Raw genomic sequence first — 19781 nt, 5'->3', positions numbered from 1 at the left:
GAGGCCTGACGTGGTGGACACCATACCTAACTGGTCAGACCGCCTGGTGCGGACGCGTGCCGCGTCCTGCGCTTTGATTCCTTTCATCGCTTATACGGCTCCCCGTTTCATCCACCGACCCGCTATGAGAAGCGAGGGAACGGTAATCGCGAACAGGACCGCAGCAACGCTAGCTAGCACGGGACCGGCTGCGGACAGTGCGGGCACGAAGAGTACGCTGAGCGCCAACTTTAAGAGCACTGCGATCGCGAATAGAAGTGACAACGCTCGAAACCCCTTCGGGCTGGTTAAATACATGCCGGCCGGGAGTTGCAGTGACTGCGCGACAATCAGCAAAGCGAACGAAGAAGCGAGCAGAGTCAGGTCGCCGAGCGCGCCGGCGGATACCACCACCGCGTACAGCGGGGCGACAGCAACGAGTGAAACGCCCAGGACGACGCCCACCCCACCCAGTAGGAGGACGTGCCGCGGGAACCGACTACTCAAGTCGGCGGCCCCCTCGCTGGCTGAGTACTTGGACCAGAGTGGCAGCGCTATGGCGTTGGCCACGCTGACTGCGGGTCCGTAGAGTTGCGCTAAGACTGAATACTGAGCCAGCGCGGCCGGGGTGCTGAACCACGCGAGTAGGAGACGGTCGGACTGAAAGATGAGCGGCGACGCGACCAATACCGCGAAGGCCGGCACCGAGTACTTCGCGATGCTTAGCCGGTCTTCTTGGGCTATATAACCTTTGTAGCGGGGAGCGAGTAGGTTCAGGCCTGTCGTACGCATCGCCACGATCAGCGTCGCGACCGCTGCTACCATGCTACCGAGCGGCACCGCTATCGCTAGATAGAAGGCTGGGCCGTCGAGGGCGACTGCGGAAAAGCAGACCATGGTCGCGATAATCGGGCCCAGCAGTTGGCAGTAGATCGCCAGATGTGAGCGATTTATGCCTATCAACACCCGGTAGCCGATACCCGCGCGCACCGAAACCGCAAAAAACACCAGTGAAACCGAAGCGGCTGTCGTGATATATGTAGGTAGCTGCGGGTCAGCGAATATTATCGGCCAAAGGTCGAAGATCCAGGTGACGACTGCGAGGATGACGATCACTATCGACACGCCAGTTAGGGCTCGCACGACTCTGGCGATTAAGCCCTGAACACGCGCAGACTCGAATCCCAATCGGGCAATTTCCGTGGTAACCGCCGTGCCTATTCCGAGATCGGAGAAGGCTAGTAGCGCTGCGAGCGACGCGACGAGGGCTATATAGCCGTAGGACTCGGTACCGAGATAGCTGATAATGAGACGGGTGCTGTAAGTCACCAGGACTAACGAGAGCAATAGGGTCAAGACCCTCGAGCCGCCGCTGCGAGCAAAGTCCCTCACAGCCGGCGACCTGGCTTCCAACCACCGCTTCCGCGGCATGCGCAGGTCATTCTTCGCCGCGCAATGCCCGGCTTGGGCGTACACCGTTCGCGGAAAGCTGCCTCCAATGCTCCACGAAGTCTTGCGCACTGTACCGCTGGCCGACCACTCTGGCCGGACTCCCCACGACGATGCTGTTGGGCGGCACGTCCGAGATGACAATCGCTCCCGCCCCCACAATTGAGCTGTCACCCACCATGACGCCGCTGAGAATGATGGCCCCGTACCCGACCCACACATCGGAGCCAATGTGAGTCGCGAGACTAAGGTCTTCCGGGTGCTCATGCACTCGGCGGGCATATCGGATAGATGTCCCTATCTCCGACATATCATGGTCCCGCCGGCCGACAATGGCGGCACCATTCGCGATGAGGACATGATCGCCAATCGTGCCATCGACTTCGATCCGAACTCCGCTGCCCACGGAGACGTCGTTGCCAATGCTCAAACGCCTGGGTGCCCACAGCCATGAACCGTTGCCGATCGTCAGACGTTCGCCGAAAGCAACACCGTGTCCAATGCGTTCACCGCGACGACGCCTCGCATTGAGCGCGGAGTAGACTAAGCGCGCTCGGCGGAGGATCGCGTTAGTTCGATCGCGCATCAACTGAATCCCCGGTCCTCAGTGGTCGTATGATCTTCGCGGGATTGCCCGCAGCGACTACACCCTCGGGTATTATCCCCGATACGATGCTTCCCGCACCGATGACTGACCCACGGCCGATGTGTGAGCCCTTCAGGATGATGGACCGTGCGCCGATGAATACATCGTCTTCGACAATCACAGAATCGGCGATGGTGGGGACCGGCGCCGGAGCAGATCGACGAGGCAACATATCCAGCGGATGAAAGTCCGTGTCAACAATCATTACTCCCGAGCCGATGAGCACCCGTGCGCCGATTGACACCCGAGAAGCGGCGCAGATTACAGCGCCGCTAAGCCCGGTGTTCTCCCCGATAGTGATTGCCGCACCCTCAACCAGCGTGCGCAGGATTACAGGTTGGGAGACTCCGAGCGCGGTTGAAGAAGCGCGAGACGCAAGCACCACATTGTCGCCCAGGGAGATGTTCGTTTCACCGACGAGCGTACAGATCGGCGCACCATGCAATCGGACGTTGCGGCCCAGAGTGACCCCCCGTCGGCGCAGGTTGCGGAGCGTGAAAGCTTCCGTGATGCGGTAAAGCGCCCGCCGCCCAAGTCTTAGCATCACGCGGCCCTTCGGAGGAGGATTGCCCCGACTGCCCGCGCGTAGGTCGCCACGAAGTAGATCGGCGCCATGACGCCTCCATGTCGCCGGTTGAACAACCAATGAGACCGTGGCGGGTAGCCTTTCCGCCCAAGCAACATAGAAAAGCGCGCCGCCCTGCTTACCGTTCGGTCGCGCCAAGTCCCTTCCGCACCGTTGCGTTCACAACTTCCAATAGTGCCCGGGAGTAGGTAGCAAGGGATGCCACGTGCCCTAGCCCGAAGCCCATAATCGATATCCCCATAGGCGTGTTCGTACCTGGATTCCACAGGACCGAGCGCTTCGTAAACGGCGCGGGGAATACACACGAAATTGCCGTTGAAGGCGTCGATCCTCACTAGCCCGTCGGTCGGCAAGACGGGGGCCAAGCTGCCCGGTCTTGATGTGCGGAGCCTCGCTCCCGAATATGTGATCGCCCCGCCCCCCCGCGCCGTCGTAGCGCCGACAATAATCGCGCCGTCCGAAGTCTCCGTCATCGCGGCGACAGCCCGGCTCACAGAGTCTCTATCAAGCTCCACATCGTCGTTGAGCCAGAGCACCGCGTCCGGTGCATCCTGCGTCGCGGTAACGTGCGCGAGGGCCATTCCACGCGCCCAGAACTGGTCGCCGCTACCTTCGATCACGTGCACGAAATCCGCGAACTCGGCTCTCACCGCGGCGGCCGTGCCGTCAGAACTCCCATCGTCAAAGAGCACCACGCGAAGATCGAAAAGATCACCCATGCCATTTTGGAGCGCCAGCGAACGTAGGCAGAGGAGAGTTCCCTCCCGACGGTTGAAGACCGTAAGCATGGCTGTGACGGAACGCAAGAAATCCTCTTTCGGTACGAGTTGAACGCTTTGCTTCAGTGGCAGGCGAGCACGTGCGCGAGACCGCGGCAAAGAGGCGGCGAATCGCGCGCTGGGTGCGCGGTGAAGACTGCCGCCGGGAAGTATGGTTCGCTCAATCTTCGACGCTCATCCGCATGACCCGTCAATGTGCCGTGTCTCCAGGTAGCAGGGCCGCTTTTCCCGTCTTCAGGAGAATCACGATGTCGCCGAGCAGTGACCAATTCTCGACGTATGAAAGGTCGAGTCTAACCGACTCTTCCCAGGACAGGCTCGAGCGACCGCTGACCTGCCAAAGGCCTGTGATGCCAGGCTTCGCAAGGAAGCGACGGTGAACGTGGTCCGCATACTGAGCGACTTCGGTAGGCAGTGAGGGCCGCGGCCCCACCAGGGACATCGTACCTCCTATAACGTTAAACAACTGAGGCAGTTCGTCGAGACTGTACCTCCGCATGAACTGTCCTATGCGGGTGACGCGAGGGTCATTCTTCATCTTGAATAACACCTCGTTCCCGGAATCGCGGTTTTGTGGAATCAATTGCTCCAGGAGTTGCTCGGCGTTCGGCACCATTGATCTGAATTTGAGCATTCGAAATTCATGTCCGCCCAGCCCCACGCGAGTCTGTCGGAAAAGGATCGGGCCCGGTCCAGAAAGACGGACGCTGATCGCTAGGAACGCAAGTACGGGACTAATGACGACAACGCCCAGCGTGGCGGCAGCCAAATCGACGGTGCGTTTCACGAACCGCTGGCCGTTTGAGAAGCGTGGCGTCTCCACGTGGATCAGCGGTAACCCGGATACAGGTCTTGTGTGGATGCGCGGCCCGGCAATATCGGTGATGCTCGGAGCCAACACGAGATGCTGTCGACCGGCTTCCAGGCTCCATGAGATCTGCTTGACCTTATTCGGCGGCAGATCGTCGGTGCTTGTAACTGCCACGGTATCTGCGCCTGTGGCAGCGATCGCGCGTTCGATCGCGTTGACGTTACCCATGATCGGCACGTCGGTGCCAGCGATCGTCTCGGCGACCTTGCCCGACGGAACGCACGCGCCGACTACGCGGTACCCGGCGCTGGACGAGCGTTGCAACTCGCGAGCGATTTGTGCAACTGACTCCCGCGAGCCGACCAAAAGCACTCTTGCGGAGTATTCGCCTGCTGATCGCTTGGCGTTGAGCCACTGGCGCCAGAGCCAGCGCTCGAGCACAAGGACAAATATCCCGAGGGGCAGGGCGATTAGCAAGTAGCCGCGCGCAACATCGACTCTGGCAAGGAAAGCGAGAATCGCAATTAATCCAAAAAGCGCAACGCTCGCATGAATGACTCGGATGTACTCGGTCGCACCAGTCCCGATGACGCGGTAACTGCGCGAATCAATTAGGCTCAGAGACCACATCCACGCCAGGACAAGAACAGCTGAAAACAGCCAATATGAGACCTCGCTCAGGCGGCTGTCCGCGCGAATCGCAACCTGGGCGCTGCCGGCCCCGAACCACACCAGCTGGGTTCCATACACCGCCCACACCAGCACGAGCAGATCGCTGACTCGCAGTCGCCCCGCGTAGCGTTCCCGCCAACGTGGGTGGTGTTTCCGACGTTGAAGGAAGCCACTGGGTATTCTGAGGCGCGACCCCACGGAGGGAACGCCGGCGACCTGTTGGTCGGGTTCCGGCGGCGACGTTGTCGCGTCGATGTGCAGACTCGACGTCAAAGGTATGCTCCCGTAGTTAAGTCTCCCACCGACGAGACTAACAGCCGCGCGTAACGACCATGTTTCGTCAGGCAGACAGTTGTGTCGCGCTTGTGCCGTCGGCCGGGGTGTCGTCTTTGAGACGCATTATGCGCTGAGGTGGACATCGGATGGGCTCGCGTGCCAGTCGTTTGCGGCGAGTCTCATTTCACTGCGAAGAGACGATCTCGCGACCATATCAACGTGCCGCGCGGATCAGATGCAATCGCAACAGGCTGGGCCGGGTCGGCCTCGGGGGCACAACCAGCTGAAACGGGCTGGCGGGGGTCGGCGGCGATGAACCGGGTAACAGCGATCCCGAGGCAGTTGCCGTCGATGTGAGCTACCAGCACATCTCCACCTGCGACCGCAAGACTCACGGCTCCGGGACTTGGTAGTCGCGTCCATATCCCATCGACCCAAAGCTGCGCCTCGTTAGTGCAGATGAGACCCACGACTTCGCCAATTGCACGCAAACCGTACGGTTCGGCGCATGGGGCTTCAAGGTCCGAAGACCCGATGTGGATAAGAGCGGGGTCAACTGGATCGATGTAATGCGATCCTCCCAACGCATCCGGGTAGGCCTCCCAGAACTGACCGTTCGTAAAGCTCCGCATGGCCTGCGTTTCACATAGCGGCCCAACCGCCGCGACGGCGGCTACCGCGTCAACCGTAATCCCCTCTAGGGAAGCAATTTGAGAGATCCCGGTATACAAAGGGGTCACGTTTACCCAGTTTTCTCCGCCGTCGCTCGAGCGCTCCACATGCGGACTCGCACCGCCGCATGCCCCGGCAGTTGCTCGCCAAAGACTCCCAGAAACGCTAGAAAGGTAGCGCTCCTGGTCCCTCTCGGCGGCGAGTGTCGGCGTGGGAGTTGGCGTCGGAGTCGGCCTTTGCACCCCGAGGGCAAAAGTGGGGGTAGTCGCGGGCGGACCCTGCGGCACGGAGGGGTTCGCGTGGAGCAGGGCCATGACCGCGAGGACGCAAACCCCAGAGGCGAGCGCTGACAGCGAGGCGACACTTACCAGCCGCGATCCGCGCCTTGGGGCGGGCGGATTGGTCATTAGTGGGCTCCTACGCCGGAGGGGCTGAACCGTGGGGGAGTGACTCCGGACGCGTCGCCGCCCGTGGGTCGTTCTGGGGTGGGAGCAAGTTAGAAGGACCGGCAAACGGTTCGGGGCCGCTCCGGCGCTCCCCTGGACGACGGTTAGCGCGACGTTTTTTTGGACCGCGCGGGCCGTTCTCCCGACCGGCGGTGTACCCGTACCCGTAGCCCGCCCCGTATGTGTAGTAGGCGTCTGGGCCTCGGGTGGGGACCATCGACAGCACCACGCCGGCAATCTTCGCGCCAACCGTTTCGAGTGCATCGACTGCGCCCGACAACTGGTGCTTGCTCGTGCGGCCGGCTGACACTACAACAATCGCGCCGCTAGTCGCTTTCCCAAGGATCGCGCCATCGGTCACGGGCAGAAGCGGTGGCGCGTCGCACAGAACGACGTCGAAGTCGCGTTCGAGTACTTCCAGCAGGGTATGCATCTGCTTCGATCCAAGCAGTTCGCTCGGATTGGGAGGGATTTTGCCTGCAGGTAGCACGTAAAGCGTGCGCCCACCCCAGGGCAGCATGACGTCTCCAATGCGGGCGCGACCAATGAGCACGTCCGTCAGTCCGACGCCGCCCTCGATCCCCAGGTACTCGGCGACCTTCGGTTTGCGCAAGTCAGTGTCGAGCAGCGCGACACGCTTGCCGGCGTCAGCAAGGGCGATGGCAAGGTTGATGGTGGTAGTCGACTTGCCCTCGCTCGGAACGCTCGAGGTGATCACGAAGCTTGAGCGGCCACCCATATCGAGGAACTGGAGGTTCGTGCGTAGGGCGCGGAACGACTCGGCCCGAGGGCTCAGCGGGTCGACGTGCACGATGAGCGGACGTTCTTTGGCCTTGGGATCAAATGCGATCGCGCCGATCAGGGGCCGGTCGGTTACCGCTTCCACGTCGCGCGGGGTGCGGATGCGCGTGTCGAGCATGGATCGAAGGACCGCCACTCCGACGCCGAGAGCCAGTCCCACCAATGCGCCCACAGCCAAATTGAGCGGGACGTTCGGGCTCGACGGTGCGAGCGCCGGAAGCGCGTCCTTCACGCGCGTCAGCCGCACGGGACTGGTCTCCGTTCCGTTCGGCGTCTCGATCGACTCGACCGCGCTGGTGAGGCTCGCGCCAAGGGAGTTGGCGATGTCTGCGGCGGCGACTGGGTCATCGTCGGTAACCGTAATGGTGATGAGCGTCGTATTGACCGGGCTCGACGCGGTCACGTTCCTTGCAAGCTGGCCCGCGGTGACCCCGAGGCCGAGCTGCGCAATCACTGGGTTCATCACGATCGGTGTTGCGACCAGGTTCGCGTACGTCGTCACACGGGACTGGGTGAAGCTCTGGCCTTGCTGCAGTTCACCGATGGTGCCACCGGCCTGCGTCGAGACGAATACGGTGCTCGACGCCTCGTACTGTGGTGTCCTAGTCAGTGACCAACCGGCAGCAACTCCCACTCCAAGGAGTGTCGCGACCACGATGATGAGCCAGTTCTTGCGCAGGATGCGGATGTAGTCGGTGAGCTCCATGGTGCCTCTCGGTCGCGCTGAGTGGGGGAACGCGAGTTGCGTTCATCCTGCCACAGCGGCAGCAGAGGACTTTGTTCGTGGCGCAAGCCAAAACCCAGCGCGCGTGGCGCCCGGGGCGTTACGCCAGCACCACTCGCAGTACGCGAACGACTTCGTCAATTGCCGAATCCAGTTCATTGGCAGAGCGCTCGTAAACGTCCATGCGCCTCTTATACGGGTCGATCACGTCGTCGTCGGCCGGATCGACTGGTGGCGGGAGCATTCCGCGCTGGGATGCGACCGCTGCCGCCGCTGCGCGAACCCTGGCTGCCGGTTCCGAGCCGACCGTATCAGCGGCCGCACGCAGTTCGTCGTCCGCCACTGTGGTGGCGAGCCGGGCGAACTCACGGACTGTGAACGTGCTGCGCAGTCGCGAGGGGGCCAATTCGGCGACAAGGCGCCGGTGTTCGCGCGTCATCGTGAGAATGAGGTCTGGGGATTCGAGCATTGCCTCAGTCAAGTATCGGGAACGGTGAGCCGCCGAGTCCATCGCAGGGATTCCGAGCCGGCGGGCCATCTCGACTGCTTCTGGCGTCATTGAGACTGCACGGAGGCCGCTAGTGCCCGCACTGTGAACCTTGCCCTCGAGCGGGGCGAGGCGCGCGCGCAGAAGCTGTTCGGCGAGGGGTGAACGGGCGATATTGCCCGTGCAGACCGTGAGAATGTCGAACACGAAGAGGCCTCCGCAAGGCGAGGTAACGTGGGCGCGTGCCCGACCACTCTATCGACGTAACAACGCCTGATCACGCGAACAGCGCGGCCACGCGGGGCGCAGGGCCGATGCTTGATCGAGCCGTGCGACGTGAGGCATCGCACAGGCTCCCGCACCCGCGCGCCGACTGGCGGCTAGGCGGCCGCACGGTAAGCCGGTGGCGCGAATGGCTGCTGGCGACGGCGCTTTTTTCTTTGGGTGTTGCGATTCTGGCCGGGACGTTGCTGTCGTGGTTATGGCCGACACCTGAGGGTGCGGCATCCGCTACTGCCGTTCTTTGGATGGGGATGCTCGTACCTGTGGTCTGGGCTCTTAGTCGGTCGCGGCCGGCCGGCTTGCTGCGCTTCCGCCTGCTCGACTTGCTGTACGGCGTCGCGTTGGCCGGAGCGCTGCGAGTCATTCAGGGATGGCTTGAAGTAGCAGCCGGAGGATCCGGTGCTCTGCCGGCCTATCCGCTGGTGAACGGTGAGCTGTCGGGTATCTGGTGGTTCACCGATGTGGTCTCGGTCATCACGATCGCACCAGTCGTCGAGGAGTTCTACTTTCGCGCGGTGATACTCGTCGCCCTGTACACCGTGCTGCGGCGCCCTTTCGGGCAGGTTGCTGCGGGTCTGGTTGCGGTCGTCATCAGTACGGGTCTGTTCGTTCTGCTGCACGGGTTAGCGGGCGGAGAATCGACCGATCAGGTCGTGTCGCTTGCACTACTTGGCCTGGCCTGCGGCATGCTCGTTGTGTTGACCGGGCGAATCTGGGGTGCCGTTCTGGCGCACGTCGGCTTCAATTTGACTTTTGTTGTCATTTCTTTGGCGGGCGCGTTCCTGGTGTAGATCTGCGGAATATTCACGATATGTTCATGGCATGTCCCCCGAATGGGGGACAATGGCGCATAATTTGTTACCTCGCTGAAACGAATTCGACTCGTCAGAAGTCCTGAGGTATTGCTAAGGTTTCCCAAGACATAGGAATCCCATAGAGGGTTCCGCCAGCCGTCCAGTCGCGAAACCATTCCCCCGGGGGTTCTCCACATGCTCAAAAAAGTCTTCACTGCGGCTGCTGTCGCAGGTCTTCTCGTCCTCGGCGGCGCTTCTGCCGCTACCGCCTACTCGGGCTCCGAGGAGCCGGCTGTTGTCGTCGCCGACTCCACGATTACCGTAGGCCAACCGATCACGGTCACCGTGACGAACCTCGGCGACGACATCGACAGCGTGTACTTCACTGCCAACGGCGGCGCTCTCTCTTCGATCGTGCTCGCGGCCGTCGGACCCGTCATCAAGCCGGTCACCAACGGCAGTGCTTCGGTCACGTTCACGGCATCCGAGCCGGGCAACTACACCGTCTTCGCACGTGACGCCGATGGATTCGAACTCGGCTCGGTCGCTATCAGCGTTTCCGCGGTCGGTAGCGGCGCCGGCGGTGGCACTGGTGGCACCGGTGGCGGAACAGGTGGTTCGGGTGGCCTTCCGGCTACGGGTAACGAGCTGCCGGCTGCAGCCCTGTGGCTCGGTGTTGGCGCCATCGGTATCGGTGGCATCGCCATCGCAGCTGGCGTCGCACGTCGTCGCGCGCACACCAGCAACTGATACTTCAGCACCTAACGAAGGCCCCGGGCGCAAGTCTGGGGCCTTCGCTGTGGGTTTTCGAGCTGAGAGGTAGATGGGCATGGCGATAAGCGCGGGAGCGCCAGCGGAGCACGCCGGTTCGTCGGAACCAGGGGGTGCGTCCATTCGGGCGTATTCGCGGCCCGGCCTTGCTCTTATGTTTGCCGGGTTGGGGTTCGTCGGAACTCTTCTGCTGCTCACCGTCTATCTCAACCTCCGTGCGCGATGGGTCGCGCTCCCCGAATGGCTACTCTCGGTCCTCGATCTCGTCCTCATCAACCTGCCGCTGGCAATCGCGGTGATAGGTGGGGGTATCGCGGCGTCGAGGGTCGGGATAGCTCGTGCCACCGGCATCCGGTCGTGGCGGTGGATAGACCTGGCGTACGGCCTGGGAGTCGGGCTCGTCATACGCGCGATCGTCGAGCTGGTTGCGCCGACCACGGGGACATTGGGCGGGCCCTTCGGCCAGCCCACGCTGGCCACGACCGTTGTGGTCGTCGTCGGCGCAGTGCTGATCTCACCGTTCGCCGAGGAATGGTTCTTCCGAGGGCTGGTGCTGCGGGCGCTGGTCGACGGGTTATCGCAGGGCCGCGCATCGCAAATCGTCGGCGGCGCCGGGGTAGCTTCGGTGATCGCGATCGTGGTCTCGACCTTCGCGTTCGCGTCATTGCATTTCGTGCCTTGGGGCTCGAATATCGCGGTGTCGCTGGCGATCGGAACCTTCGGCGTCGGCCTCGGGTGCGGGATCCTGAACGCGATCACTGGGCGGCTCGGCGCCGCACTGATCGCACATGCCTCATTCAACGCCGTTGGAGTTGTGTTGCTGCTCGGGTAGTGCGCACGACTCCGCGACAGCGGCTTTGTCACTCGGCGATGATGGACAGCGATGCGCCGGCCAATGACTGCAGTTCCGGCGAAACGATAAGGGAGAATGTCAGGCCCCAGGGCTTGCGCTTCCGGTCTGCCAATTGCGGCGCTGCGCCGAGCCTCGCTGACGCACCCACGCGTCTCAACTGGCGTAGCTGGGCAAGCCTTTGGCTTGGCCCACTCATGCCCGGCCTGACTCCGGACGGGAGGAGCCAAGCGCACGTCGTCCGTTCCCGCTGCAGGGCGCCTGTGTCGAAACCGGCATCTTCAGTCCCGCGGCGCCCGTGGCATTAGTGACGGAACCCACTTGTCCGCAATCCAAGCGACACCGACAGTTATCACGAGCGCGGGAACATACCACCACGTGGCCATAGCGCCCGTCTGAACCATCAACGGGAAGTGCACGACATACAGACCGTACGAGACCCCCGCGATAGCTGCGGCCGGCCGCGCAACGCGATAGCTCAGCGCCGCTAACCCGTGTCTCACGGGCGTGAGCAATAGAAGGAACAGCGCGAACACCACGACGCAGTGGCGCAGTATGAGGAACGGGAAGTACCCGAGGCCCGCGAATCCGTAGGCGACAACACCCACCCCAGTGGTGACAACCAGTGAGCCGATACCCACTAGTTCGGGAGCAGCGTCTTTGATCGTGAGTCGTCCATCTAGGTAAAGATGTGCTGCCATGCCGCCGACCCACCACACAACGAAGTACGCCAGGACGAGCGACAAGTGATTCGGCCAGACTAGGAATGTCCCATACGCGACCACAGCTACGACGGGGACGAGAAGTCGGGTCGCGCTCCGTGAGCGCCGCCAAAGGATCATTACTAGAGGAAATATGAGGTAGAAGAACACCTCGTACGACAGAGACCACAGAGGGTCGTTCCCAAGGTACGGGTCACTGATCACACCGGGCTTCAAGAAGGCGATGTCTTGAACGGATACCAAGGTCCCGACGAGGCTTTGCCATGTGAACTCCGCCTCAATCAATCCTGTTGCCCATAGCGCAGTCGATACGAGCATGGCGAAAAGCATCGGCGGATAGATGCGCCGTAAGCGTCGCAGATAATATCCACCCGGCCGCATTACGCGTTCGTGCTCGTTCGCGAAGATGACAAATCCGGACAGCAGGAAGAACACCAGAACCGCTTCCTGCCCAAACGAGAACAGGACGGCGAGCGGACCCGCCGTCGTGTGATGCAGTACTACGTATACAGCGGCAGCCGCGCGAGCAACGTCCAGGCCAGCCCGAACGCGCGGGTTCAGATGTCGCGCGCTCGGAACAGTGTCTTCGGTGCTGGTGGTAGCGGCCATGCCGAGCATCCTCGCACGAGCATGTGTCGGACTTGTAACCACCCACCAGCCTTGTGTACACAACCGTGCTTAGATACGAGCGCAGTCGCCTGTTTCGCCCGACGCGTTTATCAAGCAGCGTTTATGCGCCGGCACCGCCGCCGAGCTGGCCCATTTGCGTTTCCTCGTTGAGGCTTCTGCGGGGGCTCAAGTATGCGCTCTCCTGACGATTGGGATCTTCGGCGTGGGCGCGGGCCGCGCCACCGTGGTCTAAATCATTTGGCGGCTGGGTGTCGCTCTGATTTCACAAACGGCTTTACACACCATCGGACTCGTAACGTCTGCTGGCGTAAAGCGCAGCCTTTTCCACTGAGGACTTGCGGGCTCGTTAGGCGTCAGCGCGGCACGTTGATCAGGCTGAACACCGCGATGATCACCAGCACGGCGAGGGTCACGACTAATCCCCACACGGGCATGCCGCCCACCTCGCGCTGCCACCATCTCGGCGTGATGTCGCGCGATCCTCGGCGGCGTCGGCTGTTCATTGGCTCTCCCAGCAATCGCGAACTCGAACACCGCCTCAGAGCGGATATCGGCGAGCATAATCGTGTGCGCCGAACACAAATGACCAGCCGCGACCGTGCAAAGTATCGGATCGCCCGGGGACGCACGCCGCGTTTCCCTGTAGGTCCCCACCGCGCACCCGTAGAAACCCCCGATGAGAGCGGTCGCATTGTGGTCCTAGGGTGAGTGCCAGCCCGAACTCGCGCAGGACACCGCTGCCCCACGGCGGTACGCCGATCACCGGTGACGGTCAGGTGCCGTCGGAACTCGCTCAGCCCCCCAAGCAAGCGTGCCGACGGCGCCGCCGCCGCGCCGTCGGTTGCGTGCCGTATCGAACTCCGCCAGCGATGACAAGGCCCCCGGTCGTGTCCGCGGCGCCCCGTAGGGTCGTTCATGCCCGGGTCCGAACCATGCACGATGCTGTCCTCCAAGGCGGCGGATGCGAGGAGCGGTCGGGTAGGTGCCGTCGGACGCTGTCTCCAACACCATCGGCGCGTCCGCCGGCACCGGCAACTCTTATAGGTCGGGCTGCGCTGCGCCCGGGTCTGCGGCGGTTCCGCCACAGCATCGGTCCCTGGCGAGGCCTTCGCCGGCTGGTCACGTAATTCGGCGGATTGCTCGCGCACCCGCCACTGTTCAGGTCGCCTGACACTATGCTCCGAGCATGTCCAGCACACCTCGTGAGCTCGACCTCGCCGCGCAGCCATCGTGGGGTCGGCGTCTGGCCGGCATCGAAGGCATCCGCGGCATCGCAGCTCTGCTCGTCGTGGCACATCACACCACCCGTTATCTCACCGACGGACGAAGCGCAGTGGGTGGCGTCTTCAGCCTCACCGAGATGGCGCAGCATGGGCTCACGGTCTTCTTCGTGCTGTCCGGCTTTTTGCTGTACCGGCCGTTCGTGTACTCGCTCATCGCGGGGCGGCGCGCCCCCACCATCGGCGGCTATCTGCGGAACCGGATGCTGCGCATCCTGCCCGCGTACATCGTGATCTTCTTGCTCGCCAACTTCGTTCTGCAGACTCTGCTGACCGAGAACGCGCTAACCGCCACCCTCAACGGCAACCCGCCTCCGGTCGGGATGATCACCGACCCGTGGACGTTCGTCGCCAATCTCTCGCTGCTGCAGAGCTTCTTTCCCGGCACGATCATGACCGGAATCGGCCCGGCCTGGTCGCTCGGCGCGGAACTGCTGTTCTATCTGCTGCTGCCGGCGCTGTTCGGGCTGGGCAGCTTTCTGGTCGCCAGGGGATGGAAGCCGGTGCAGGCGGCGCTGGCCCCCGTCTGGTTGATGGTGATCGTCGGAGTGGTCACGTCGGTGATCGTCCTGGTCCTGGTGGCCGGACAGCCACCGACCGCACAGCTGGAAGCCCTGTGGGGATCGACCTGGCTCGCGGTCCTGGACCGCAGCGTCCTCGCCCAGGCCGAGCTCTTCGGATTCGGAATGGGCATCGCCGCCCTCGTCGTCTGGCTGGAACAGCGCGGAGTCGTGCGCACCCGCTCGTGGATGCGATACGGCGGGCTCGCGCTCGGGCTCGTGTTTGCATTCGTCGGTGCCCGATACGGCGGACCCATAGCGACCACCCTCGTCGGCGTGAGTGCAGCGGCGGTCGTGTTCGTCGTCCTGCCCGGCCGAGCGGACCACACGGCAAACGCCGCGGCACGGGTTCTGGAGTGGTTGCCTCTCCGGTACCTGGGACTCATCTCTTACAGCGTGTATCTGTGGCACGAACCGGTCGCGTGGTGGGTTCGCGCGCACGTGCCGCACGACAGTACCTCTGTGTCGGGCTGGGCGATGAGCCTGGCGATGGTGACGGCGATCTCGGTCGCGCTCGCTTCGCTCACGTACTTCTTCGTCGAACGCCCGGCGATGCGGCGCAAGTCGCGGACGGACCGCACCACTCCGCGACCGGCTGGACCGGGGGAGGGCGTGCCCGCCGCGCGGTGAGGGCAGCATCCGCTCGGTGAGGGCAGCATCCGCCGCTCGGTGAGGGCAGCTAGAACGAATCCCGCGAGCGGGACTCGGTGGGCACGACGTGACGCTGGGGTGCCGAGAAGAGCCAGTTGAGCGGTGGCCAGACGCGGATCAGCCACGCCACTGCGGTGCTGACGAGCAGTCCCACTACCGTGCCGGCCAGCAGGGCGACCCACCCGTTGCCCGTTGCGGCGCCGATCGCGACCCCGAGGCTGGTCGGCCACCAATGCACGATGTAGAAGACGAGACTGTCACGACCGACGAACCGCAGCGGCCGCAGCACACCGGCGCTGCCGATCCGCCGCGCGGCCAGGATGGCCAAGCCGATGCCCGCGGCGGCGAACGGCGCTGAGATCGCCGTATAGCGCAACCCGATGCCGACGACGACAGCCGCCACCGTGCCGACCGACACCGCCGCGCAGACCCAGAGGACCCACCGCCGCGACAAGACCCGATTCAGCGTTCCCGGATGCTGCGACATCCAGACGCCGAGAAGGAAGAACACCAGCAGAAAGAGGAACCGCCGCACGCTGAACTCAGGCACGAGGGCGGCCGCAACCAGAGCTGCCGCGGCGATCCACAGCGGTGAGATGCGGGTGATCGCCAGCGCGATCACATAGAAGAGGAACAGGTCGTAGAGGAACCAGAGGTGCTCGAGCGGGTCGTACAGCACCCGGAGTGGTTCCCACGCCGTCACCGGGGCGGGGGTGGCGCCCCCGACGAGACCATCGCGGATGCCCCACAGGTAGAGCAGCACGAGCGCGATGGCGGACCAGACGAGGTAGGGATACAGCACGCGTCGGGCCTTGCCGCCGAGGTACACCTTCCAGCCGCGTGCCAGGGACGGCGCGACCAGCAGGCCCGACAGGAACACCATCAGCGGCATTCGGATCGGCGCGAAGACCTGATTCAGAGCCCACGCGATCTCGGGCGACCCGGTCGGCACGGAGCTCGCGAACAGGATCGCGTGGTTGAACACGACGAGCACGATCGAGGTGCCCCGAAGCACGTCCATCCACTCGATGCGGGATGCCGGGGCGTCTGTCATTGCGTAAGCATGCCAGTCGCGTGTTACGGATGATCGCCGATTTTCGGGTGGGGCTGTGTGTGGGGGCTGTGCCGGGGTGGGCGCTGTTTGAACGGGTGGGTGCGCGGGTGGTGGGCGCTGGCTGTGGGACGGGGGTGGGCGCTGGCTGCGGGGCGCGTGGGCGGGGGATACGCCGCGGTCGTGCGGTGGTTGCGCGGCGTGTGCGCGGTCGATGCGCGGCCATTCCTCCACAGCATCGCGAGCGGTGTTGTTGTTCACAACAGGGTGCGACCTATCTCGGAATGTCGGGGGCCGATGTCACCATGGACTATGGGTTTTTTATCCGAGCTTCAGGGTCACCTCGACTCGCTTCGTGCGCAGTTCGGGCAGGACTTCGAGCTCGGGGAGCTGTCCGGGTTGCTGCGTCGCGCGGACAGCCAGCAGGCGCTGTCGTTCGTGGCGACGGCCGCTGCGCTGAACAACGGAGTGGAGAACCTGATGGCGGTCGGCGCCGGAGTCCTCGCCGAACGGTCGACCCGCGACCTCGGTCACTCCGGTGTCGCGGCGGTGCACGGGCACAGCACTCCAGTTGCGTTGATCCAGTCGATCACCGGTGGCACGAAGGCGGATGCCGCACGCGCAGTGCGCGTCGGCCAGGCGCTGCTGGAGGGCGAGCCGACGGTGGCGCCGGCATCCGATGCGGCCGAGACGGCGCCTCGCTCGCTGACGGCGGGTGGGCCGTGGCATCAGCCGCTGCGCGCGGCGATGCTGAGCGGACGGATCACACCGGCGCAGCACGACGCGATTCGCCGCGGGCTGGGGGAGCCGCCGCTCGAGACCGCCGGCGCCTCCGATGACGTGGTGCGCGAGGTGTGGTCGTGCGCCGCCGAGCAACTGCTGACCGAAATCGACGGGATGCCGGTGGAAGAGCTGCTGCGCCGCGCTCGCCAGGTGCGGGACGCGCTGGATCCGGTCGGCGCGGAGGAGCGCTTCGCGCGTCGGTACGAGGACCGGTCGATCCGCAGGTGGACCGACCAGGACGGTGTGCACCGGGCGAGCATCATCTTCGAGGACGAAGGGTGGGCCTGGGTCGATGCGATCTGGGATTCCGCACTGCGACCGCGGCGGGGTGGTCCGCGGTTCGTGGATTCGGATGCCGCGGCAGCCGCCGACGCTCTGATGAAGGATCCGCGGACGGACGAACAGCTCGCGTACGACCTGATGCTGGACCTGTGGAAGGCCGGAGCGCTCGCGTCGGCGAGCGATGTGTTCGGCGCGCGGCAGCCCGGGGTGCGCATGGTTGTGATCAAGGACGCGATCGGACCCCGCGATGCCTTCGGTCGGATGGTTGCGACCGGGCACTTCGAGGATCGGGGCGACGCGGTTCCCGGGTCGGTCATCGACCGGGCGCTGTGCGATGTCGGCGCGCAGGAGATCATCTTCGACCGGCAGGGGAATCCGCTGAAGCTCGGTCGCGAACAGCGCCTGTACTCGGCGCGGCAGCGGATCGCGCTGGCGGTTCGCGACGGCGGATGCATGTTCCCCGGATGCTGCGTCCCGGCCTCGTACTGCGAAGCGCACCATTGCGATCACTGGCAGGAGCATGAGGGTCGAACGGACGTGGACCGCGGCATCCTGCTGTGTCGGTTCCACCACATGCTGCTTCACAACAACGGATGGCGGATCACGCGCGCGGATCTCGGAGCTTTCGTTCTGCATCCACCGCCCGGGCGGGGTGATCCGATCGCGCTCAAGACGAAGTCGCCGATCGCGTGGGCGTGGGATCCGCCGCCGACCGAGAGGCGAGGCTGGCGGGCGGCGTGAGTCGGGGGATAGCACGAGCGCGGTGTGCGCGGGACGGTGCCGGCGGCGCCCGGCGTGCACGGGGGCTCGTGGAGCGCGGCGAGCGCGGGACAGGTGGCGCCCGGGCACCGCGTGCGTGCCCGGGCGGGGCAGATTGACAGCGAGCGAGGCGCGACACCCCAGAAGCCTCGCCTCGCTCGCTGGCCCAGTGACCGTCACCCGAAGCTCCATACGGAAGCAGCGTCGGCCCGGACCGTTGTCCGGGCTCGACGAAAGCACCGCCGGAGCCTCGCTCGATGTGCACGGTCAGATCTCCGCGGATACCGGTCAACCCACCGCCGGTCCGCGATCAACAGATGGCGGGACATCCGCCCGGGCGGGGACAGCAAACCCACCGACAACGACAACCCCCGGACCACCGCGCGCAACCCCAGCCGAGCGCGACCACAGAACGGTCATCGATTCCCCCAAACTTCCGACGCACCCCCGCGCGTCGGAACCCCCGCAGCGACCCCAGTACCGCCATCGAACACAGCGTGAACCTCGCGCGGACCCGAGTCAAGGGACCAAAGGCCCATCGGGTGTTCGGCCGCGGCATCCCGACGGCGAAGGCCAGGCAGAAGGCAGCTCAGGACAGGTTCGCGAAAGCCCAGCCGTCCAGCTCGGCCTCACGTTCGGCGTCGTCCCGCAGCGCAACCGACACACGCACCAACGACACGGCGATCGCCGACGCGACCAGCAATCCGAGCACGGCGGGTATCACGATCGGGCTCAACCCACCTATCTGGCGAAAACCACTCGAATCCATCATCGGTGCCTGGATCTCTCGTCATCCGCGGACGCAGCGGCAACCGCGTCATCGCGGGCCGTGCTGCGAGACTAGTCCAGCACCCCGACTTTCGGCAGCAGCACCGCTCCGCTTTTCGCAGCGTGTTTGGCCCCGGCATCCCGATGCCGTAGAATCGACCCTTGGTGCCTGTGCCCTGCTGGCCTCGCACCGCGAACGTGAGCCCTCCACTGGTGCGTTTGGTCCGGCATCCCGAACCAAACCCCCCGGAGCGGGATTCACGAACATCTCCGTTCGAATCAAGAAAGCAGCACTATTGTGACGCGCACGTACACCCCCAAGGCTGGCGAAGCTCAGCGTGAGTGGCTGGTCATCGACGCCACCGACGTCGTTCTCGGCCGGCTGGCAAGCCACGCGGCAGTTCTCCTCCGCGGCAAGCACAAGGCGACCTTCGCCCCCCACATGGACATGGGCGACTTCGTCATCATCATCAACGCCGACAAGGTCGCGCTGACGGGCCAGAAGCTCCAGAAGAAGAAGGCCTACCGCCACTCCGGTTACCCGGGCGGCCTGAAGTCGGTCACGTACGAAGAGCTCCTCGCGAAGAACCCCGAGCGGGCCGTCGAGAAGGCCGTCCGCGGCATGCTCCCGAAGAACAGCCTGGGTGCGCAGCAGCTCTCCAAGCTCAAGGTCTACCGCGGCGCCGAGCACCCCCACGGTGCACAGCAGCCCAAGACCTTCATCCTCGACCAGGTCGCCCAGTAAGCGCCTCCCAGACTGACTAAGGACACACTCGTGGCGAATCTCGAAGAATCCAACGAAAGCAACTTCTCGACCGAGACCCCGGCCGACCAGACCGTCGAGACCGTTGAGCGCCCTGTGCTCAGCGTTCCCGGCGCCGCGGTCGGTCGTCGCAAGCAGGCCATCGCCCGCGTGCGACTGATCCCCGGCTCGGGCACCATCACCGTCAACGGCCGCAAGTTCGAGGACTACTTCCCGAACAAGCTGCACCAGCAGCTGATCACGGACCCGTTCACGGTGCTCAACCTCACCGGCGCGTACGACGTCATCGCACGCATCTCGGGTGGTGGCGACTCGGGCCAGGCCGGCGCACTGCGCCTCGGCATCGCCCGTTCGCTCAACCAGATCGACGAGGAGAACAACCGCCCGACCCTGAAGAAGGCCGGCTTCCTCTCGCGTGACGCCCGCGTCATCGAGCGCAAGAAGGCCGGTCTCAAGAAGGCCCGCAAGGCTCCTCAGTACTCGAAGCGCTGATCGGTTCTCCGCTCC

18 protein-coding genes are annotated in these 19781 nt (G+C 64.2%); 7 read left to right on the top strand and 11 right to left on the bottom strand.

Translation table 11 applies throughout. The features are described 5' to 3' along the window. Positions 1 to 90 precede the first annotated feature (90 nt). From QNO12_RS13950 to QNO12_RS13925, 7 genes are all read right to left on the bottom strand, one after another. On the bottom strand, positions 91 to 1410 hold the full coding sequence (locus QNO12_RS13950) for a lipopolysaccharide biosynthesis protein (RefSeq protein WP_257501559.1): 1320 nt from the start codon (positions 1408 to 1410) through the stop codon (positions 91 to 93). Positions 1411 to 1417: 7 nt separating this feature from the next. Then, positions 1418 to 2014 (bottom strand): acyltransferase, encoded by a 597-nt coding sequence (locus QNO12_RS13945; protein WP_285178037.1) that lies wholly within the window; start codon positions 2012 to 2014, stop codon positions 1418 to 1420. Continuing rightward, positions 1998 to 2246 carry an acyltransferase gene (locus QNO12_RS17070; protein WP_350338526.1) on the bottom strand — a complete coding sequence of 83 codons (249 nt, stop codon included), beginning with the start codon at positions 2244 to 2246 and terminating at the stop codon, positions 1998 to 2000. Before QNO12_RS17070 ends, QNO12_RS13945 begins: the two co-directional genes overlap by 17 nt. A 371-nt stretch (positions 2247 to 2617) precedes the next feature. After that, positions 2618 to 3448, bottom strand: coding sequence for a glycosyltransferase family 2 protein (locus QNO12_RS13940; RefSeq protein WP_257501560.1), 831 nt, complete (start codon positions 3446 to 3448; stop codon positions 2618 to 2620). Positions 3449 to 3629: 181 nt separating this feature from the next. Continuing rightward, entirely contained in the window at positions 3630 to 5120 is a 1491-nt protein-coding gene (locus QNO12_RS13935; protein ID WP_257501675.1) for a sugar transferase, read from the bottom strand. Positions 5121 to 6287: 1167 nt separating this feature from the next. Then, complete coding sequence (locus tag QNO12_RS13930) at positions 6288 to 7823, bottom strand: tyrosine-protein kinase domain-containing protein (RefSeq protein WP_257501561.1); 1536 nt, start codon at positions 7821 to 7823, stop codon at positions 6288 to 6290. 118 nt (positions 7824 to 7941) lie between these two features. Beyond that, positions 7942 to 8535, bottom strand: coding sequence for an arsenate reductase/protein-tyrosine-phosphatase family protein (locus tag QNO12_RS13925; protein ID WP_257501562.1), 594 nt, complete (start codon positions 8533 to 8535; stop codon positions 7942 to 7944). Between the two features lie 35 nt (positions 8536 to 8570). On the opposite strand from QNO12_RS13925, the gene QNO12_RS13920 reads away from it, so the two are divergent. The 3 genes from QNO12_RS13920 to QNO12_RS13910 all read left to right on the top strand — a co-directional run bounded on the left by QNO12_RS13920 (position 8571) and on the right by QNO12_RS13910 (position 11007). Beyond that, positions 8571 to 9401: a CPBP family intramembrane glutamic endopeptidase gene (locus QNO12_RS13920; RefSeq protein WP_257501563.1), complete on the top strand. Its 831-nt coding sequence runs from the start codon at positions 8571 to 8573 to the stop codon at positions 9399 to 9401. 198 nt (positions 9402 to 9599) lie between these two features. Continuing rightward, positions 9600 to 10154, top strand: coding sequence for a hypothetical protein (locus QNO12_RS13915; protein WP_257501564.1), 555 nt, complete (start codon positions 9600 to 9602; stop codon positions 10152 to 10154). Positions 10155 to 10341: 187 nt separating this feature from the next. Beyond that, entirely contained in the window at positions 10342 to 11007 is a 666-nt protein-coding gene (locus QNO12_RS13910; protein ID WP_257501565.1) for a CPBP family intramembrane glutamic endopeptidase, read from the top strand. Between the two features lie 299 nt (positions 11008 to 11306). Here QNO12_RS13910 and QNO12_RS13905 read toward each other — a convergent pair whose 3' ends face one another. Both QNO12_RS13905 and QNO12_RS13900 read right to left on the bottom strand, forming a co-directional pair. Then, positions 11307 to 12356 (bottom strand): acyltransferase family protein, encoded by a 1050-nt coding sequence (locus QNO12_RS13905; RefSeq protein ID WP_257501566.1) that lies wholly within the window; start codon positions 12354 to 12356, stop codon positions 11307 to 11309. 374 nt (positions 12357 to 12730) lie between these two features. Then, positions 12731 to 12880, bottom strand: coding sequence for a hypothetical protein (locus QNO12_RS13900; RefSeq protein ID WP_257501567.1), 150 nt, complete (start codon positions 12878 to 12880; stop codon positions 12731 to 12733). A gap of 683 nt (positions 12881 to 13563) precedes the next feature. Here QNO12_RS13900 and QNO12_RS13895 point away from each other — a divergent pair. Continuing rightward, the gene (locus tag QNO12_RS13895) at positions 13564 to 14847 is read left to right on the top strand and encodes an acyltransferase family protein (protein WP_257501568.1); all 1284 of its coding nucleotides are present in this window, start codon (positions 13564 to 13566) and stop codon (positions 14845 to 14847) included. Between the two features lie 49 nt (positions 14848 to 14896). Here QNO12_RS13895 and QNO12_RS13890 read toward each other — a convergent pair whose 3' ends face one another. Beyond that, complete coding sequence (locus tag QNO12_RS13890) at positions 14897 to 15922, bottom strand: acyltransferase family protein (protein WP_257501569.1); 1026 nt, start codon at positions 15920 to 15922, stop codon at positions 14897 to 14899. Between the two features lie 309 nt (positions 15923 to 16231). On the opposite strand from QNO12_RS13890, the gene QNO12_RS13885 reads away from it, so the two are divergent. Continuing rightward, positions 16232 to 17725, top strand: a complete 1494-nt coding sequence (locus QNO12_RS13885; RefSeq protein ID WP_257501570.1) for an HNH endonuclease signature motif containing protein — start codon at positions 16232 to 16234, stop codon at positions 17723 to 17725. Between the two features lie 607 nt (positions 17726 to 18332). Here QNO12_RS13885 and QNO12_RS13880 read toward each other — a convergent pair. Next, positions 18333 to 18479: a hypothetical protein gene (locus QNO12_RS13880; protein WP_257501571.1), complete on the bottom strand. Its 147-nt coding sequence runs from the start codon at positions 18477 to 18479 to the stop codon at positions 18333 to 18335. A 330-nt stretch (positions 18480 to 18809) separates the two neighbouring features. Here QNO12_RS13880 and rplM point away from each other — a divergent pair, with 330 nt between their 5' ends. Together rplM and rpsI are read left to right on the top strand one after the other, a co-directional pair. Then, positions 18810 to 19256, top strand: coding sequence for a 50S ribosomal protein L13 (gene rplM / locus QNO12_RS13875; RefSeq protein WP_257501572.1), 447 nt, complete (start codon positions 18810 to 18812; stop codon positions 19254 to 19256). A gap of 30 nt (positions 19257 to 19286) precedes the next feature. Beyond that, a complete protein-coding gene (gene rpsI / locus QNO12_RS13870) occupies positions 19287 to 19766 on the top strand; it encodes a 30S ribosomal protein S9 (protein WP_285178036.1) in 480 nt (159 codons plus the stop codon). The last annotated feature ends 15 nt before the right edge of the window (positions 19767 to 19781 follow it).

The sequence above is a fragment of the Microbacterium sp. zg-B185 genome (genome assembly GCF_030246885.1).
GTDB lineage: Bacteria > Actinomycetota > Actinomycetes > Actinomycetales > Microbacteriaceae > Microbacterium.
This window is presented reverse-complemented; position numbering and strand designations above follow the sequence as displayed.

Excerpts from the sequence above, each read along its gene's own strand:
- QNO12_RS13950 (WP_257501559.1), bottom strand. The coding sequence starts at position 1,410 with ATGCCGCGGAAGCGGTGGTTGGAAGCCAGGTCGCCGGCTGTGAGGGAC.
- QNO12_RS13945 (WP_285178037.1), bottom strand. The coding sequence starts at position 2,014 with ATGCGCGATCGAACTAACGCGATCCTCCGCCGAGCGCGCTTAGTCTAC.
- QNO12_RS17070 (WP_350338526.1), bottom strand. The coding sequence starts at position 2,246 with ATGTTGCCTCGTCGATCTGCTCCGGCGCCGGTCCCCACCATCGCCGAT.
- QNO12_RS13940 (WP_257501560.1), bottom strand. The coding sequence starts at position 3,448 with ATGCTTACGGTCTTCAACCGTCGGGAGGGAACTCTCCTCTGCCTACGT.
- QNO12_RS13930 (WP_257501561.1), bottom strand. The coding sequence starts at position 7,823 with ATGGAGCTCACCGACTACATCCGCATCCTGCGCAAGAACTGGCTCATC.
- QNO12_RS13915 (WP_257501564.1), top strand. The coding sequence starts at position 9,600 with ATGCTCAAAAAAGTCTTCACTGCGGCTGCTGTCGCAGGTCTTCTCGTC.
- QNO12_RS13905 (WP_257501566.1), bottom strand. The coding sequence starts at position 12,356 with ATGGCCGCTACCACCAGCACCGAAGACACTGTTCCGAGCGCGCGACAT.
- QNO12_RS13900 (WP_257501567.1), bottom strand. The coding sequence starts at position 12,880 with ATGAACAGCCGACGCCGCCGAGGATCGCGCGACATCACGCCGAGATGG.
- QNO12_RS13895 (WP_257501568.1), top strand. The coding sequence starts at position 13,564 with ATGTCCAGCACACCTCGTGAGCTCGACCTCGCCGCGCAGCCATCGTGG.
- QNO12_RS13890 (WP_257501569.1), bottom strand. The coding sequence starts at position 15,922 with ATGACAGACGCCCCGGCATCCCGCATCGAGTGGATGGACGTGCTTCGG.
- QNO12_RS13885 (WP_257501570.1), top strand. The coding sequence starts at position 16,232 with ATGGGTTTTTTATCCGAGCTTCAGGGTCACCTCGACTCGCTTCGTGCG.